Origin of the sequence: Nocardia sp. BMG111209, from assembly GCF_000381925.1 — a bacterium.
Classification (GTDB): domain Bacteria; phylum Actinomycetota; class Actinomycetes; order Mycobacteriales; family Mycobacteriaceae; genus Nocardia.
In genome coordinates this window covers 1,724,019-1,741,532 of sequence record NZ_KB907307.1, presented here as the reverse complement: position 1 = coordinate 1,741,532, position 17,514 = coordinate 1,724,019, and the positions used below count along the sequence as shown (strand labels likewise).

Below are 17,514 nucleotides of genomic sequence, written 5' to 3'. Positions count from 1 at the left end.
CCGGGGATGGACGGACCATCCCCGGGCACACCTGGCGCAGGACCGCGCCGCATCGCGCAGTCCCGAGGTCTTGTCCACAGTCGGCATCGGCGGCAGGTTCGCACGCTACGGCGTACACGATGGTGGCGACGTGGGTCAGCGGTCGGCGGCGACGGCCCAGGCGAGTTCGGCCCGGCTCGTACAGTCGGGCAGGGGGCCGGTTGTGTCGAGGGGGATCGCCTCGGGCCACGGCGGTGCTTCGGCGGCCAGCGCGGCGGCGACGGCTGCGGTTGCGTCGGATTCGCTGTGCCCCCGCGCCTCGATTCGGGCGGCGGCGATGGATTGCGGTGCCCGGCATTGCAATTGGATGATTTCTGACGATGTCTCGGTCGCGAGGTCGAGCGCCGCGCGGCGGTGCCCGGCGTCGAGCCAGGAGGCATCGAGGATGACGTCTCGGCCGTGGACGAGGTGTTCGCGGGCTAGGGTGAGCAGTTCGCGGTACACGCGGTCGCGGGCCTCGAAGGTATAGGCGCCGCGGTCGTAGCTGCCGGCGGCGCCGGTGACGGCACCTGTCGCGCGCAGGCCGGTGCGGATGTGGTCGGTGGATAGTACTGCCGCGCCGGTGATTTCGGCGAGTGCGCGTGCGACGGTGGACTTTCCGGTGCCGGGCAGTCCGCCGACCAGGGCCAGCCGGACGGCTCCGGCGCGCAGGTGCCGCGCCGCGATGGCGATGTGGTGGTCGGCATGTGCGGCGGCCTGCGGGTCGCTTTGTTCGTACCGTAGGCAGTTGACCTTGGCGCGCACGATCGCACGGTAGGCGAGATAGTGGTGCCAGAGCGACGGTGGTGCCGGATCGGCGGTCCGGGCCCGGTACAGATCACCGAATTCGGTGGCGAGGCGCGGGTGTCCCAGGAACTCGAGATCCATGGCGAGGAAGGCGATGTCGTCGAGGCGGTCGACGCAGCGCAGCCGGTCGTCGAAGTCGAGGCAGTCGATGATCCGGAAGCCGTCGGGCAGCATGTAGATGTCCCCGGCGTGCAGGTCGCCGTGTCCGTCGATCACCCGGTCGCCGGCGATGCGGTCCTCGAACAGCGGCGCGCGACCGGCGAGGTACCGATCGACGAGACGCGCGAGTTGTTCGGTCGTGGCGGCGGGCACCGGGGGCTCGGTGAGCCCGTCCAGCAACGACTTCCAGCGTTCGCGCAAGGCGTCCACGGTTGCGGCCGCGGCCGCGTCGGCACTGCGGCGAGCGGTGTCGTGGAAGCCGGCCAGGGTCTCCACCAACACGGGAAGCAGTTCGGTTGCCTTCGCCGGATCGTCGATCAGCGTGCTGAGCCGGGTGTGTCCGGGCAGTCTGCGCATCATCAAGACCGGCTCGTCCGGCTCCGCACCCAGGCCGTGGAACTGCCCGATGCCCAGATATACGTCGGGCGCCAGCCGTCGGTTCAGCTGTAGTTCACGTTCCATGGCCTCGACGCGTCGTGCGCGGGTGCCGAAGTCGAGGAAGTCGGTGACGATCGGTTTCTTGACCTTGTAGGCCCGGTCGCCGCACAGCACGACCAGCCCGGTGTGGGTTTCGTGGAGCAGGGCGTAGGGCTCGTCCGCGGGCCCCCGCCCGGCCGTGTACACGCCGTGCGCCGTGGTGCCGGTCATGCCGGCGCCACCTCGAGGATCTGGGCCAGCGGCAGTCGCGGCGTGGGTTCGGGTTCGTCGCGATCGTCTGGTGCGGTGCCGATGCGGATCAGCGCCTGCGGCTGCGACGTGCCGCCGAGCAGGTTGCCGATGATCGCGCGACTGCGCGGATACTCGACGAGGTGGGTCAGCGGGCAGGTGGCGTACCCGGCGACCGTGCTCTCGAGCAGTACCGTCGACAGGGCCTGGCCGCAGCGCAGTACGTCCTCGGCGCTGTCGGTGTCGGTGGACAGCGCGACGAGCGCGGATTCGTCGATGGTCTGCTCGGTGCGTCGTGCGGGCCCGGTGGTGGCCGGAAGCCGGCGGCCCACCGGAACGCGCACCTGCTCCGCGGCGGTGGTCAGCGCGGTTGCCGGGATACCGGTGGCGCCGACGACATGTCCTGTCCACCATTGCAATTCGGCTTGATACCCCGAGTCGTAGCGCCGCAGCTCGGCGGTGAGCCGGGAGGCGTGGGCCAGTTCCGGGCGGCTGTCCTCGGGCAGCACGTCGAGGATCGCGTCCGCGGGGTCGATGATCGAGCGCAGTACCGTCACGAAGTCGTCCCAGTTCCCGGGCGCTGCGAAGGGCAATCGGTCGGTGCGGCGGCGGACGATCGCGTCCGCGCGATCGCGATCGGCCTCGGTGACGACGGTCGACGGGGCGAATCGGACCGTGGCCAGATGGTCCCGGCGGTTCGGGTCCGGCTGCCACGCGACGCCGGTCCGCCAGCCGTCCGCGGCCAGCGCGGCCCGCAGATGGCCCATGGCGATACCGCAGCCGAGGAGCAGTTGCCGTCCGCTGCTGTCGGTATTGGGCAGCGATCGCTCACGGGCAGCGAACAATTGCAGGGTGACGCCGTCGGACACCCACAGCCAGGGCTGGCTGTTGTGCAGTGAGGGGGCGCGGCCGGCGAGCAGGACGGCCTTCTCGATGATTTCTCCGGCAGGAACGCTGTTCATGTTCTTCACGGTAGAAGCCGGGATACGGCCGGGCCGAGAGTCTTCGGTCCTCGATCAGCGGGTAGCCCGGCCCGGCGTGGCGGACACAACGGCGTCGTCGGCCGCGGGTCCCGTGGTCGTGAACCCGGTCGCGCGGCGGCGAACCCGGTGTCCGGCCGTACGCGGCCGGTGCCGGGTGACCGTCGGCAGCCGCCGGAAGAACCAATGCTTCGCGATCTCGGCGAGGAAGAGGTACACCACGATCATCAGCGCGAGTACGGCGAAGAACCGGCCGGGCAGGGGAGTGAAACCCACATCCCGGGCCAGCGGTGTGGCGGGTAGCAGTGCGCCGACCGTGACCGCCCCCAGGGCGGCGAGCAGCATCGGGATCGAGGGATGGCTGCGGAAGAACGGGGTACGCCGGGTCCGGATGACGAACAGGACCAGCGTCTGGGTCGCCAGCGATTCGACGAACCACCCGGTGTGGAACAGGTTTTCGCCGGCGTGGAATCCCCATCGCATGACGCCGAAGGTCACGAAGTCGAACACCGAGCTGATCGGCCCGAACACCAGCATGAAGCGCTGGATCAGGCCGATGTCCCAGCGGGCCGGGCGCGCCAGTTGTTCGGGGTCCACGGTATCGGTGGGAATGGCGAGCTGGCTCGAATCGTAGAGCAGGTTGTTGAGCAGGATCTGCGACGGCAGCATGGGCAGGAACGGCAGGAACGCCGACGCTCCGGCCGCACTGAACATATTCCCGAAATTGCTGGACGTGCCCATCAGGACGTATTTCATGGTGTTGGCGAACACCCGTCGGCCTTGGGTCACTCCGTCGGCGAGCACGTCGAGATCCTTCTCGAGCAGCACCACGTCGGCGGCGTCCTTGGCGACGTCGGTGGCGGAGTCGACGGAGATCCCGACATCGGCGGCGTGCAGGGCCAGCGCGTCGTTGACGCCGTCGCCGAGGAATGCGACATCGACGTGCAGACCACGTTGCGCCCGGACGATCCGGGCTTTCTGTTCCGGACTGACCCGGGCGAATATTGTTGCCGCGGGCAGTATCTCGGCCAGCTGCCGGTCGTCGAGCCAGTCCAGGTCGGCGCCGGTCAGCGCCCGGCCGGGTGGCAGGCCCAGTTCCTCGCACACGCGCGCCGCCACCGCGGGATGGTCACCGGTGACGACCTTCACCGCCACACCCAGATCGGCCAGGCGCGCGATCGCGTCGCGCGCGGTCTGCTTCGGCGGGTCCAGAAACACCAGCAGGCCACGGAATTCGAGCCCGGCTTCGTCGGCGGCGGTGAGCTGCCGTGCGCCGGGCGTCGCGACGCGCGTGGCGACGGCCACGACGCGGTGCCCGGCGGCGAACTCCGCCGCCAGCATCGCGGGCACCGACTCCGGCACCCGATCGCAGCGGGCCAGCACCGCCTCCGGCGCGCCCTTCGTCACGATCAGTGACACGCCGTCGCGCTCGACGAGCACCGAGACCAGCCGCCGGAGGTGATCGAAGGGCAGCACCGCCGAGCGGGTGTAGCCGGCCGCCGCGTCGCGCGGCGCCCCGGGCGCGGTCCACAACGCCGTGTCCAACGGGTCGCCGCCGGCCAGCGCGCCGTCGCGGATCAGCGCATCGGTGCAGACCATGCCGAGGGCTGCGATCTCGGCGCCGGCCGTCTCGTCCGGTGTCACGGTGCGCATGAATTCGATCCGGCCCTCGGTCAGGGTGCCGGTCTTGTCGGTGAACAGCACCTCGACGTTCCCGAGGTCCTCGATGCAGACCAGCCTCTTCACCAGAACCTTCTGTTTCGCCAGCAGGCGCGACCCGGCGGCCAGACTGGTCGAGACCACCGCCGGCAACAATTGCGGTGAGATGCCGACCGCGATGGCCAGCGAGAACATCAACGCGTCGAGCAACGGCCGGTGCAGCACCAGATTCACCGCGAAGATGCCGATGGTGAGGATCGCGGCCACCCGCACCAGCAACATCGAGAAGCGGCGCAGCCCGATCTGGAACTCCGTCTCCGGGATGTGCTGCGCCAGACCGGCGGCGATCCGCCCGAATTCGGTGCGGGTACCGGTGGTGACGACGACTCCGCGCCCGTGGCCGCCGGCCACGATCGTCCCCATCAGCGCACAACAGGACAGGTCGGCGAGCGCCGTGTCGCCCGGTACCGGCGTCGTATTCTTGGTCACCGGCACCGCCTCGCCGGTGAGGACGGATTCGTCGCACTGCAGCCCGTTCACGTCCAGCAGCCTGAGATCCGCGGGAATCAGTTCACCCGAACGCAGTTCGACGATGTCGCCGGGTACGAGCGCGGTGAGGTCGACGGACTGCGCGGCGCCGTCGCGCAGCACCACCACCTGATGCCGGATGCGGTCGTGCAGTGCCTCGGCCGCCTGCTCGGCGCGGAATTCGTTGACGGTACCGAGACCGACCGACACGGCGACGATGACCCCGATCACCACCGCATCGCTGCGCTCGCCCAGGAAGAAGGACACGATCGCCGTACCCAGCAGCAGCAACAGCAGCGGAGATCGCAACTGCCGCAACAACACCGGCAACAGCCGGGCGTGATGGGACCGCACCGCATTGGGTCCGTACCGCCGCAGGCGCGCTGCCGCGTCATGTTCGGTGAGTCCGTCGCCGGAGGTTCCCAGTGCGGTCAGGGCGGCTGCGGCCGACAGTGCGCCGGCCGCGGTGGCGGTGAGTTCGCCGGCCCGTTCCGGCACAGCGGCGGATATCACGCGGTTCATCTGTCCATCCTCCCCAGCGAGCCGAGCCGCCCACCAGGGACCAATGGCTCACGGAGTGCACTCGGGAATCGAGGACCTGTGGCCCTAGGGCCGGCGTGCCCGGACGATGAGGGTGGAAGGATGCGATGCGACAGTGCACCGGTGGCGATCGACACGCGACGGTTCGATGCGGTGATCTTCGACATGGACGGAGTGGTCACCGACAGTGCGTCCATCCATGCTTCGGCGTGGGCGGAGCTGTTCGACGGATTCCTGTCGAGTCGTGCCGCCGGGCCCGGCCGGGATACGACGCCGTTCACCCGGGCCGACTATCTGCGCTGGGTCGACGGCAAACCGCGCTACTCCGGGGTCCGGGACTTCCTCGCCGCACGAGGTTTCACCTTGCCGTGGGGCGATCCGGAGGACACCGGCGACCGGCTGACCGTCTGTGCCCTGGGCAATCGCAAAGATCGCCTGTTCCTCGATCGGGTGGCACGCTCGGGCGTGCCGGTATTCGAATCCACGGTGGCGGTGGTACGGCAGCTGCAGGCCACCGGGCTGGGTACGGCCGTGTTCTCGGCCAGCCGCAACTGCGCGGAGGTACTGCGCGCCGCCGGGGTCGAAGATCTGTTCCCGGTCCGCGTCGACGGCCTGGTTGCCGAGGATCTGGCCCTGCCGGGCAAACCCGACCCGGCGATGTTGCTCGAGGCGGCCCGCCGGCTCGGCGCCGCCCCGGAGCGCACCGTCGTCGTCGAGGACTCCGAGGCCGGGGTGCACGCGGGCCGTGCGGGCGGTTTCGGGCTGGTGATCGGTGTCGATCGTGGCGGGCACGCTCAGGCGTTGCGCGCCGGCGGCGCCGATGTCGTCGTCGGCGATCTGGCGCAGGTCGATGTGCGCGGCGGCTTCGACCGCCTGTCCCGGTTGCCGGACGCATTGGATTCGTGGGACCGGATCGGTGATCTCCTGGACACCGAAAAGGTCGCGGTCCTACTCGATTTCGACGGGACGCTGTCGGAGATCGTGGCCGATCCGGCAGCGGCGGTCCTGGTGGACGGCGCCGCGCGGACACTGACGCGACTGGCCGCCGAATGTCCCGTCGCGATCGTCAGCGGGCGCGAACTGGCGGACCTCCGGGCTCGGGTCGGGGTGGACGGCGTCTGGTATGCGGGATGTCACGGATTCGAGTTGCTCGCGCCCGACGGCACCGTGCACATCCACGAGGCGGCCCCGGATGCCGAGCGCGCGCTGGCCGCCGCCGCCACGCAGCTGCGCGACGAACTTGCCGAGGTACCCGGAGTTCGGTTGGAGCACAAGCGATTCGCCGTCGCGATCCATTACCGGCAGGTCGAGCCGTCCCGCATCGCCGCGGTGATCGCGGCCGTGCACGGCAGGGCCGGCGACAACGGCCTGCGACTGACCTTCGGCCGGAAGGTGGCGGAACTGCGGCCGGACCTCGACTGGGACAAGGGCACCGCGCTGCGCTGGATGCTCGACCACCTCACGGCCTCGGTCCTGCCGGTCTATCTCGGCGACGACCTCACCGACGAGGACGCCTTCGACGCGGTCGCGGGGGACGGCCTGGGAATCGCGGTCCGCCACGACGAGACCGGTGACCGGCCCACCGCCGCTCGCTACGTCCTCGGCGGACCGCGCGAGGTCGGGCAATTGCTCGACGGCCTGGCAACCCTTCTCGCCGGGGAACCGGAACTCGCCGCATCGCCGTCCTGGCTGCTGACCTACGACGGATACGATCCGGGCACCGAACGACTGCGCGAGGCGCTGTGCACCGTCGGCAACGGATACCTCGCCACTCGCGGCGCCGCACCGGAATCCCTTGCGGGCGAGCATCATTACCCGGGAACCTATGTAGCGGGGATCTACAATCGGCTCACCGACGAGATCGACGGCCGGTCCGTCGAGAACGAGAGCCTGGTCAACCTTCCCAACTGGCTGCCGGTCACCTTCCGCATCGACGACGGCGCCTGGCTCGACCTCGATACCGTGGAAATCCTCTCCTACCGACAACAATTCGATCTGCGCCGAGCCCTGCTGACCCGGCGCTTCCGGATCCGCGACACCGCCGGGCGGGTCACCGCGGTAAGCCAGCGTCGTTTCGCGGCTATGCATGCTCCGCATCTGTGCGCGCTGGAAACCCTTGTCACTGCTGAGAATTGGGCCGGTAGGCTCGAAATCCGGGCCACGGTCGACGGCACCGTCCGCAACACCCTGGTGGCGCGATACCGCGAGCTGTCGGATCGGCACCTGGAACCGGTGGCGACGTGTGAGTTGTCGGCCGACACCGTCCTGATGACGATGCGCACCAACCGTTCCCGCATTCCCGTGGCCGTCGCTGCCCGCGACACCGTCCGCATCGAGGGTGGGAAGACAACAGCGTCGACATACTTCGTCGACGACGCGGGTGTGCTCGGGCACGGCCATGTAGTCGATGTCGCTCAGGGAGATTCGATCGCTGTGGAGAAGGTGGTCGCCGTCGTCACCGGCCGCGACCACGGTGTCTCGGCGCCGGACGACGACGCCGCGCGCCGGTTGGCCGACGCGGGCGATTTCGCCGAGCTACTCGCCGGTCACAGCCTCGCCTGGTCGCACCTGTGGGACCGGCTACGCATCGACCTCGACGACGGTGAGCACGCACTGCGGGTGATGCGCCTGCACATGTTGCACCTGATGCAGACCCTGTCACCGCACACCGCCGACCTCGACGTCGGCGTCCCCGCCCGCGGCCTGCACGGCGAGGCCTACCGCGGCCACATCTTCTGGGACGAGTTGTTCGTCTTCCCGCTGCTCAATCCCCGTTTCCCGGCGTTGACCAGGTCATTGCTGCGCTACCGCCACCGCCGGCTGCCGGAGGCCCGCCGAGCCGCTGCGGCGGCCGGCCTGAAAGGAGCCCTGTTTCCCTGGCAGTCCGGCAGCGACGGCCGCGAGGAAAGCCAGTCACTGCACCTGAATCCGCTGTCGGGACACTGGCATCCCGACCCGAGCCACCTCGCCTATCACATCGGGGGTGCGGTGGCCTACAACGTCTGGCAGTACTACCAGGTCACCGGCGACGTCGAATTCCTCACCGAATACGGGGCCGAACTGCTGGTCGAGATCGCCCGCTGCTGGGCGAGCCTCGCCGAATACGACCCGCGTACCGACCGCTACCACCTGCGCGCAGTGATCGGCCCGGACGAATTCCACTCCGGATACCCGGACGCCCCACTGAACGGCGTCGACGACAACGCCTACACGAACATCATGGCGGTCTGGACGATCTGCCGCGCACAACAGGCGCTGACCCGGCTGGCGCCGCGCGACCGGGCCCGGCTACTGGAATCCCTCGGCGTCGACCCGGGTGAACCCGGCCGCTGGGATGCGGTGAGCCGCCGCCTGACCATTCCGTTCCACGACGGTGTGATCAGCCAATTCGCCGGTTACGAGCAATTGGCCGAACTGGATTGGGACCGATACCGCACCACCTACCCGAACATCCAGCGACTGGATCGAATACTCGAATCCGAGGGCGACAACATCAACCGCTACCGCGCCGGCAAGCAGGCCGATGTCCTCATGCTGTTCTATCTCATGTCGGCCGACGAACTGCGCGAGATCCTGCACCGCCTCGGCTACGAACTGCCCGGGGAGATGATCCCCCGCACCGTCGACTACTATCTGGCCCGCACCTCACACGGCTCCACCCTCAGCGCGGTGGTTCATGCGTGGGTTCTGGCCCGCGCCAACCGAACTCGCGCCATGCAATTCTTCGAGCAGGTCCTCGACTCGGATATCGCCGACATCCAGGGTGGCACCACCGAGGAGGGAATTCATCTGGGCGCCATGGCCGGAAGCGTCGATCTGGTGCAACGTTGCTTCTCCGGCCTGGAGATTCGCGACGACCGATTGATCCTCGATCCCCACTGGCCCCCCGAACTGGGTGGCCTCACCTTCCCGATCGTGTACCGAGGCCATCGCCTCACCGTGCGCATCGACACCGCCCGGGTCGAGGTCCGTTCCGATCCGGGCGTAGCACCCGCGGTCGAGATCCATTGTGCCGGAGAGCAACAACGCTTGGCCCCCGGTGGTGTGGTGCGCTGGCCGGCGTCGGCTCCGGTGCCCGCGCAACCACATGCGCAGCTCGATTCCGCATAACCCTTTGGCCGGAGTGCCCGCAACCGGCATCACTGTTTCGGTACCCGGCCACGAGGGGCCGGACGGCCGGATCGGTACGGCGCGCGAACCGGGTTACCGTGTGCTGGAAGGGATTCGCGCCGCACAGCCGTTCCGGCCGTTGGCCCTGTCGACCGCGTCCCGGCTCGGTTTGTGGGGTTGTTCCGGAGGCGGTCTGGTTACGTCGTGGGCGGCCCGCCGCGCCGCTGTTCGTCGTCCAGGCGGTGCACGACCGAGTCATTCGCCCGTTGGCGGCGGGTGGGCGCATCCGATCGACGGCATGTCCGGGCCACATGGACGGTGAGTGAATTCTCTGCCGTACCGCGATATCGATCCCGAGATCACCTAGTCTCACCGATGTCACGGCCCGTGAACGTGTCAGGAGCCGCCTGCCATGACCTTGTCCAGTCCCCGGTTGGCGCGTCGGCTCGGTGTCGGTGACGCGGTGGTCATCGGGCTCGGGTCCATGATCGGGGCGGGCATTTTCGCCGCGCTCGCCCCGGCAGCGGCCGCTGCCGGGTCCGGGCTGCCGGTCGGCTTGGCGATCGCCGCTGTGGTCGCCTACTGCAACGCCACCTCCTCGGCGCGCCTGGCTGCCGGATACCCCGCCTCCGGCGGCACCTACGTCTACGGCCGCGAACGCCTCGGCGAATTCTGGGGCTACCTGGCCGGTTGGGGATTCGTGATCGGCAAGACCGCCTCCTGCGCGGCCATGGCCCTGACCGTCGGCGCCTACGCGTGGCCGAGCCGAGCCCACGAGGTCGCCGTCGCCGCGGTCGTGGCCCTGAGCGTGTTGAACTATCGCGGCGTCCAGAAGTCGATGCTGCTGACTCGCGTCCTCGTCGCTGTCGTCCTCGGCGTGCTCGCCGCGACCGCCGTCGCCGCGTTCACATCCCCGGCGGCCGATATCCGGCAGTTGTCGATCGGCGCCGACCTCTCGGTTTCCGGCGTGCTGCAAGCCGCGGCCCTGCTGTTCTTCGCCTTCGCCGGCTACGCGCGGATCGCCACCCTCGGCGAGGAGGTCCGCGACCCCGCCCGCACCATCCCGCGCGCGATCCCCATCGCGCTGGCCTCGGCGACGGCGGTGTACGCGGTGGTCGCCATCGCGGCGTTGACCGTGCTCGGTCCACACGAATTGAGCTCCACGACAACACCGTTGGCGGACACGGTACGCGTCGCCGGCATCCCGGAGCTGGTGCCGGTGGTCCGAGCCGGTGCGGTCGCGGCCGCACTGGGATCGTTACTGTCGCTGATCCTCGGGGTCTCCCGGACCACCTTCGCCATGGCCCGCGATCGGCACCTGCCGCACTTTCTCGCCGCCGTGCACCCCCGTTTCGAGGTGCCGCACCGCGCCGAACTGGCCGTCGGTCTCGTCGTCGCGACCCTTTCCGCGGTCACCGATCTGCGCGGCGCGATCGGCTTCTCCTCCTTCGGCGTCCTGGTCTATTACTCGATCGCCAACGCTTCCGCGTGGACACTGACTCGTGCGGAGGGCCGCCCGCCACGAACGGTCCCCGTCCTCGGCCTCGCCGGCTGCCTGACTCTTGCTGCCACCTTGCCCCTCACCTCGGTCCTGTCCGGCGTGGCGGTCCTCGCCGTCGGCGCACTCGCCTACCCGGTCCGACGCCGATTGGCCCGGACGGGCTTCAGTGTTCCTCCGGACACATCACTGGCGGGTTCTCCGACGTCCGCTGACGGGCGTCCGATCCCGGCGGCTGGGATGCAGGATCCGGTCCAGGCGGACGGCGGCATATCCGAGGGTCGACAGGCAGGCGACGATGAGCAGGTCGGTGCCGGCGAGCGGTTCGGTGCCGAGCAGGTCGCGCAGCAGGGGGAGGTACAGCGCGGCCAACTGCAGCGTCAAGGCGACAGCGACAGCGACGAGCAGCATCGGGTTGGCCAGTGAGCGGGGCCGGGCGCGGGAGCCGAGCGCGGCACCGAGCTGGGTCGCGCCCAGGGTGAAGAACGCCATGGTCTGCCAGGGCCGTCCGGTGTGGTCGGCCCATACCGCGACGCCGATGGTTGCGGCGGTCAGTACGATCGCGATGCGTACGACCCGTTGCCAGAGCCCGGCCCCGAGGATGCTCTGGGTCGGTGGGCGCGGGTCCTGACGCATGAGATTCGGATCCGCGGGCTCGCCGCCGAGTGCGACGCCCGGTAGTCCGTGGGTGAGCAGATTGATCCACAGGATCTGAGCGGGCAGCAACGGCAGCGTGAGACCCAGGAACGGTCCGGTGAGCATGACCGCGATCTCGGTCGCGCCGCCGGCCAGGCCGTAGACCAGGAACCGGCGGATGTTGGCATGGATGCGGCGGCCTTCCTCCACAGCGGCGACGACCGTGCCGAGATCGTCGTCGGCCAGGACGACGTCGGCCGCCTGGCGGGCCACCTCGGTGCCTCGGCCGCCCATCGCCACCCCGATGTCGGCGCGGCGCAGTGCCGGTCCGTCGTTGACCCCGTCGCCGTTCATCGCGACTATTTCGCCGCGGTCGCGGAGGTCGGCGATGATGGCGAGCTTCTGAGCCGGGGTGGCTCGCGCGTATACCGAACTCTTCGCCGGGACCTGCTCGGCCCGGCAGTCGACAACCGGGTCGCCGGCTTCGATGATGCCCACCTCGGTGGCGATCGCGCGGGCGGTACCGGGATGATCTCCGGTGATCAGGATGGGGTGAATTCCCGCTTGCCGGCATGCCGCGATGGTGTCGCCCGCGGTGGCGCGGGGTGGGTCGACGATGGCCATCAGGCCGAGCAGACGCAGCCCCTGCTCGGGGTCGGAGTCGGCAGGTGGCGGCGTCGCCAGGTCCGCGCAGGCCAGGGCGAGTACGCGGAAGCCCTTGTGCGCCAGATCATTTGCTCGTTCGGTGGCCCGATTCAGGAGTGCTGGGTCGTCGGCGAGCACGTCGGGGTTCAGGACCGCTTCCGGAGCACCCTTGCAGATCACCCGGACCCGCCCGGCGGGCAGGCGGTGGATGGTGCTCATTCGCTTGCGATCACTGTCGAACGGCCGTTCACCGACTCGCGGCAGGCGGTCCTCGACGTCGTCGCGATACAAGCCGAGTTTGCCCGCGGCGGACAGCAGCGCGATCTCGGTCGGATCACCGAGTGCACCCGGCCGGCCGTCGTCGGCCGGAGGCGTCAGATGCGCGTCGTTACACAGGGCGGCAGCGGTCAGCAGCATCGTGACATCGGCCCGGTCCGATGCGGTGAGAACCCGCTCGCCGACCCGGATCTCACCGGTGGGAGCGTAGCCCGACCCGGTCACGATCGCCTCGGTGCCGGGTGTCCAGATCCGCCGGGCGACCATCCGGCCTTCGGTGAGGGTTCCGGTCTTGTCGGTGGCGAGCACCGTCACCGCACCCAGCGTCTCGACGGCGGGAAGCTTGCGTATCAAGGCATTCCGTGCCGCCATGCGCCGGGCACCCAGCGCCAGCCCCAGAGTGACCACGGCGGGAAGCGATTCCGGGACGGCGGCCACCGCCAGGCTGATCGCCGTCACCGCCATCAATCCCACCGGCTCGCCCCGGACCAGGCCCGACACCAGCACGATCACGCACAACCCCACCGTCACCGCGGCGAGCAACCGGCCGACATCCACGAGCCTGCGTTGCAACGGCGTCGGTCCACTGCCCGAGTCCAGCATTCGAGCGATCCGGCCGGTGGCACTGGCCGCCCCGACGGCGGTCACCACCGCCCGGCCCCGGCCCTTCACGACGACGGTGCCGGCGAACATCGCATCGTTCCCGTGCACGGCTTTGTCCACCGGTACGGACTCACCGGTCAGCGCGGATTCGTCCACCCGCAGCGCCGCTGCTTCGATCACGGTCGCATCGGCGGCCACGATGTCACCTTCGGCCGGCACCAGCACATCACCGACCACCACCTCGGCGGCCGGTACCTCCTGCTGAACCCCGTCCCGGATGACGCCGGCGGCGGGCGCGGTCAACCGGGACAACGCCGCGATCGCGTGATCGGCACGGATCTCCTGCACCACACCGACCGCGGTGTTGGCTGTCACCACCAGCAGGATCACCGCCATATCGGTCCAGTCCGCGATTACCGCGGTCAACAGCGCCGCCACCAGGAGAACCACGATCAACGGGTCCCGCAACTGCGTCACGATCCGCTGCCACCAGCGCACCGGCGGCGGTTGCGGCAGGATGTTCGCGCCGTCACGAGCCAGCCGCTCGGCTGCCTCGACCGAGGACAGCCCGCTCGTCACGATCGATTCGATCGGACTCGTCACCATTTTCACCCCGTCCGTTCCGCGCTGCCGGCCCGGCGCTTGCCGCACCGAGCCGTGCCGATGGTTACCGCCCGGCTCGGATTTCAGGCCGTGGGTCCGGACGGACCCCGGGAAGTGCTCGGCGACATCCGGGCGTTCAATGTGTCCAGTCTCCGCACATACTCCTCGTCATCGATCTCTCCTCGTGCGTATCGGTCGGCCAGCACCTGCTGCGGGGTCGGCCCGGAGTGGGACGGCCCGTTGCCGGGGACCGGGCCGGCCGTGTAGCGGACCAGCGCGGCGAACCCGCCGATCACCAGAACCCAGAACACGACCATGCCGATCGTCATCAGGCCATAGCCCCAGCCACTCATGTCGTGTCCGTACCAGAACATCATCGCCGTCTCCTTCGGATGCTCAGCGGTTGTTCACCAAGCCTGTCCGCATCGACACGGATCCGACACGGGCGAACGGCACCGATCGCAGGGGACGAGAGTCGATTCCGGCCGTGACGGCGCCCGGGACAGGGACCGAGGTCCCCACCGTTGCGGTCTTTGCGCTCTCCCGCGAGTCCGGTCGACTGCCGTTGACTGGGATCGACACCTCGTATCGACTCGATCCCTGTTCGGAGGCGTGATGAACGGCAGGATCCATCGCCCGATGGGAGTGCGGGATGCCCGGCTGGCGTGACTTCCTGGATCGCTTCCGCCCCGCGGGCGCACCCGGGTCCGCCGTGCCGGGCGGAATTCCGGTGGACCGGGCGGCCGCCGCGGCCGCGGAACTGATGCCGCTGCTGGCCCGTCTCGACGACGACCAGCAGCGTGCCGATCAGATACGCCGCGCCGCCCTCGACCGGGCCGACCGGATTCGCCGGGACGGATCCGCCACCGCGGCCACGGTCCGGGCACAGGCCACGGAGAATGCGGAATCCGTTGCGGCGCAAACCGAGCAGATGGTCATCGGCAGCGCTGCGCCGACCGCCGGGGACGGTGCCCCGGATACTGCGGAGATCGCCCGGCAAGCTGCACAGCGGCTACCGGATGAGGTCGAGCGCGTGGTCGCGGCGGCCCGCGAGCTGATCGCGCAACTGTGCGCGCCGATCCCGGACTCGGCGGACCGATGAGCGCGGGCCGGGTGGCGGCCACCGTGCGCGCGGTCGCGCTGGTCCACGGCTGCCCGGGTGTCGCCGGCGCCCGCGATCTCGCCGCGGCAGGTTCGCTGTCCGCAGCACAACGGCTGCTCGGTTCCGGCCCCTACGGCCGTCACGTATCCATCGGAATGTCCTTGCCCGACAGCGAAACCGGCGTTTTCGCCGCGATCCTGTGGCAGTTGCGGGTCCTGGCGGGCTGGCAACCGCCGGCCGGTGCGCGCCTGATCCGTACGCTGGCGGGCGGTTTCGAAGTAGCCAACATCGCCGCACTGGCCGCCGCCACAACCGGCCTGCCGCGACCGCCCGGCTACGACGCCGGCGCGCTCACCTGGGCGTGGCCACGCCTGCGGGATGCCACTACCTTACCGGAACTGCGTGCGGCACTGAGCAATTCGATATGGGGCGATCCCGGCACGGACGTACTGCCCGATCTCGTCGACGCGGTCACGGCTGTCTGGGCCGGCCGGGTCGCCGCGCAGGTCGCCGCAGCCCGCCCGTGGGCCGCGGGCGGGCTGGCGTTGCTGGTGGCGCGCCGCCGCTTCGCGGAGCGTCGTTCTCTCCCGGAAGTGGTTGTCCGCGAATCCGATCGACTGCTGGGGGAGCGTGCCACCGCAGCAGCGGATCCATCGGCCTATATCTCCGCTCTGCCGGCGACGGCGCGGTGGGCGTTGTCCGACGGCACCGCAGAGTTGTGGCGCGATGAATTCGGCTGGTGGGGCAGGGTGGCTCGCGACGGCCGATTCATGCTGGGCGCCAAGCGTTTCGATGCGACGGTGCCGGTCGGCGCGGTCGCCGTGCTGGCCGCCGACGCGTGGCGGGTGCGGGCCGCGCTCCAGGTTGCCGCCGGGGCAGCGGACGAGGAGGCCTACGATGAGCTGGTCCGATAACTTCGCGCCGGTGCGGATGCGGCGGGTCGCGGTGGTGGCCCCCGTCGACGCGATCCGGCAGACGCTCGTCGAGGTCGCGGCCGCCGGTGTGCTGGAGTTCGATCACATCGCCGCCGGTGAACGGGTCGATACCGACACGGTCTCCCCGCTGTTGTCGCGGGCCGAACCCGATCTCGACGCACTGGAGCAGGCCGGCCGCGCCGATCTGCTGGTGGGTGAGCGGCAACTCGGTGGCCGGCTGGACGCCGCGGTGCACCGCGGCCGGATCGCGGCCTGGGCGGGCTGGTGCCCACAACCGGCGGTCGACGGACTGCGTGAACGACTCCGGCCGCTCGGTACGGCGGTCGTGCCGCTACCCACCCCCGCCGGCATCGATCCGCCCACCCTGCTGACCACGAGCCCTCGGGTGCGGCGGGCGTTCGCACCGCTGGTCGGCATCTACGGCACCGTGCCGTATCGGGACATCGATCCCACAGTTGCGGCCGGACTGGCCTACGTCGCGATGTTCGGCATGATGTTCGGTGACCTCGGCCACGGCCTGTTGCTGATCGCTGCCGCCGCGGTGTTGCGCTCGGGCCGTATCCCGAGACTGGCGGCACTGCGCCGATTGTGGGTGTTCGTCGCGGGCGCCGGTCTCGCCGCCGCCGTTTTCGGCGTGCTGTACGGAGAATTCTTCGGCCCCACCGGCCTGGTGCCGGTGGTGTGGCTGAATCCACTGGATCAGCCGGTGCGGCTGATGGTGGTCGCGCTGGCGGCCGGGGCGGTGCTGCTGGGACTGTCGTACGGATTCGGGACGGTGAACCGCTGGCGCGAGGGCGGGCTGCGGCTGGCGCTGTATTCCTCGGCCGGAATCGCCGGGGCGGCAACATTCCTCGGACTGGGAGCGGTCGTCGCGGCGGGCGTGCTGTGGCGGCTGCCGGCGATGCTCGCCGGTGGTGCGGCCGCCACCACGGCGGGGCTGGTGCTGTCCCTGATCGGCATGCTGGGGGAGTCCGGTGGTGGTGCGACGGGGGTGGTGCGCTCCGGGATCGGCCTGCTCGATGTGGTGATGCACATCGGATCCAACGTGGTGTCCTTCGCCCGGCTGGCCGCCTTCGGTATGACGCACGCGGCCCTGGGCTGGGTGGTCTGGCGCGGCACGCTCGCGGTCGCCGACCGCGGTCCGGCCGGAATCGTCTTCGCCGCAGTGTTTTTCGTGGTCGGCAACGTGCTGGCTTTCGCACTGGAGGCGCTGGTGGCCGGGGTGCAGGCACTGCGGCTCGAGTTCTACGAATTGTTCTCCAGGATCTTCGCCGGGACGGGACGACCGTTCACGCCGTGGCGGATCCCGATCGAGGAAACGGAGCAACCATGCTGACCTGGATAATCGCTGTTCCCGTGCTGGTGGTCACCGCCGCACTGGTCACTGCCGCACGCCGACACCGCGGCCGGTCCGCATGGCGGTTGTGTGCTGCCGCAGGCGCTCTCGCCGTCCTGCTGGGCGGGGCGTCCACGGTGTTGTTGGTCTCGGCCGGGCCCGCGCTGGCGGACGCCCAGGCGGCGGCCACCGGCGGCGGTGCGGGCTGGGCCGGCCTCATCGGCGCGGCCGTCGCGGTCGCGGGATCGTCCATCGCCGCCGGAATCGCCGTCGCCTACACCGGCGCGGCCGCGCTGGCGGCGCTGAGCGAGCGACCGGAATTGTTCGGCCGCGCGATGGTGATCGTCGGGCTGGCCGAGGGGATCGCCATCTACGGCCTGATCATCGCGGTGATGCTGATCGGAAAGGCCTGA

At 69.9% G+C, this 17,514-nt stretch carries 11 protein-coding genes and 1 pseudogene; 7 read left to right on the top strand and 5 right to left on the bottom strand.

The window, feature by feature from the left end:
* Positions 1–135 precede the first annotated feature (135 nt).
* The 3 genes from G361_RS0107895 to mgtA are packed head-to-tail and all read right to left on the bottom strand — an operon-like array spanning position 136 to position 5,339.
* The gene (locus tag G361_RS0107895) at positions 136–1,632 is read right to left on the bottom strand and encodes an AAA family ATPase (RefSeq protein WP_019926526.1); all 1,497 of its coding nucleotides are present in this window, start codon (positions 1,630–1,632) and stop codon (positions 136–138) included.
* Positions 1,629–2,612, bottom strand: a complete 984-nt coding sequence (locus G361_RS0107890; RefSeq protein WP_036494721.1) for an Acg family FMN-binding oxidoreductase — start codon at positions 2,610–2,612, stop codon at positions 1,629–1,631. Before G361_RS0107890 ends, G361_RS0107895 begins: the two co-directional genes overlap by 4 nt.
* Before the next feature lie 54 nt (positions 2,613–2,666).
* Positions 2,667–5,339, bottom strand: a complete 2,673-nt coding sequence (gene mgtA, locus G361_RS0107885) for a magnesium-translocating P-type ATPase (RefSeq protein ID WP_019926524.1) — start codon at positions 5,337–5,339, stop codon at positions 2,667–2,669.
* Positions 5,340–5,459: 120 nt separating this feature from the next.
* Between mgtA and otsB the strand changes: the two genes are divergently transcribed.
* From otsB to G361_RS48125, 3 genes and pseudogenes are all read left to right on the top strand, one after another.
* Positions 5,460–9,467 (top strand): trehalose-phosphatase, encoded by a 4,008-nt coding sequence (gene otsB / locus G361_RS0107880; protein WP_019926523.1) that lies wholly within the window; start codon positions 5,460–5,462, stop codon positions 9,465–9,467.
* Positions 9,445–9,789, top strand: coding sequence for a lipase family protein (locus tag G361_RS50760; protein WP_081635317.1), 345 nt, complete (start codon positions 9,445–9,447; stop codon positions 9,787–9,789). Before otsB ends, G361_RS50760 begins: the two co-directional genes overlap by 23 nt.
* 90 nt (positions 9,790–9,879) lie before the next feature.
* Positions 9,880–11,175: pseudogene (locus tag G361_RS48125) on the top strand (APC family permease); the annotation flags it as partial.
* Here G361_RS48125 and G361_RS0107870 read toward each other — a convergent pair.
* Both G361_RS0107870 and G361_RS42710 read right to left on the bottom strand, forming a co-directional pair.
* On the bottom strand, positions 11,152–13,704 hold the full coding sequence (locus G361_RS0107870; RefSeq protein WP_231386816.1) for a cation-translocating P-type ATPase: 2,553 nt from the start codon (positions 13,702–13,704) through the stop codon (positions 11,152–11,154). The pseudogene G361_RS48125 and the gene G361_RS0107870 sit on opposite strands and share 24 nt — an antisense overlap.
* Positions 13,705–13,811: 107 nt before the next feature.
* Positions 13,812–14,105 carry an SHOCT domain-containing protein gene (locus tag G361_RS42710; protein WP_019926520.1) on the bottom strand — a complete coding sequence of 98 codons (294 nt, stop codon included), beginning with the start codon at positions 14,103–14,105 and terminating at the stop codon, positions 13,812–13,814.
* Positions 14,106–14,380: 275 nt separating this feature from the next.
* Between G361_RS42710 and G361_RS0107860 the strand changes: the two genes are divergently transcribed.
* The 4 genes from G361_RS0107860 to G361_RS0107845 are packed head-to-tail and all read left to right on the top strand — an operon-like array spanning position 14,381 to position 17,514.
* Positions 14,381–14,830 (top strand): hypothetical protein, encoded by a 450-nt coding sequence (locus G361_RS0107860; protein WP_019926519.1) that lies wholly within the window; start codon positions 14,381–14,383, stop codon positions 14,828–14,830.
* Entirely contained in the window at positions 14,797–15,744 is a 948-nt protein-coding gene (locus G361_RS0107855) for a hypothetical protein (RefSeq protein ID WP_019926518.1), read from the top strand. Before G361_RS0107860 ends, G361_RS0107855 begins: the two co-directional genes overlap by 34 nt.
* Positions 15,728–17,101, top strand: coding sequence for a V-type ATPase 116kDa subunit family protein (locus tag G361_RS0107850; RefSeq protein WP_036494084.1), 1,374 nt, complete (start codon positions 15,728–15,730; stop codon positions 17,099–17,101). Before G361_RS0107855 ends, G361_RS0107850 begins: the two co-directional genes overlap by 17 nt.
* On the top strand, positions 17,095–17,514 hold the full coding sequence (locus G361_RS0107845; protein WP_019926516.1) for an ATP synthase subunit C: 420 nt from the start codon (positions 17,095–17,097) through the stop codon (positions 17,512–17,514). The genes G361_RS0107850 and G361_RS0107845 overlap by 7 nt, the downstream gene beginning before the upstream one ends.

Bases quoted from the DNA above. Each gene is read 5' to 3' on its own strand.
- G361_RS0107850 (WP_036494084.1), top strand. From the start codon at position 15,728: ATGAGCTGGTCCGATAACTTCGCGCCGGTGCGGATGCGGCGGGTCGCG.
- G361_RS0107895 (WP_019926526.1), bottom strand. From the start codon at position 1,632: ATGACCGGCACCACGGCGCACGGCGTGTACACGGCCGGGCGGGGGCCC.
- G361_RS0107845 (WP_019926516.1), top strand. From the start codon at position 17,095: ATGCTGACCTGGATAATCGCTGTTCCCGTGCTGGTGGTCACCGCCGCA.
- G361_RS0107860 (WP_019926519.1), top strand. From the start codon at position 14,381: ATGCCCGGCTGGCGTGACTTCCTGGATCGCTTCCGCCCCGCGGGCGCA.
- G361_RS50760 (WP_081635317.1), top strand. From the start codon at position 9,445: ATGCGCAGCTCGATTCCGCATAACCCTTTGGCCGGAGTGCCCGCAACC.
- mgtA (WP_019926524.1), bottom strand. From the start codon at position 5,339: ATGAACCGCGTGATATCCGCCGCTGTGCCGGAACGGGCCGGCGAACTC.
- otsB (WP_019926523.1), top strand. From the start codon at position 5,460: ATGCGATGCGACAGTGCACCGGTGGCGATCGACACGCGACGGTTCGAT.
- G361_RS42710 (WP_019926520.1), bottom strand. From the start codon at position 14,105: ATGATGTTCTGGTACGGACACGACATGAGTGGCTGGGGCTATGGCCTG.
- G361_RS0107890 (WP_036494721.1), bottom strand. From the start codon at position 2,612: ATGAACAGCGTTCCTGCCGGAGAAATCATCGAGAAGGCCGTCCTGCTC.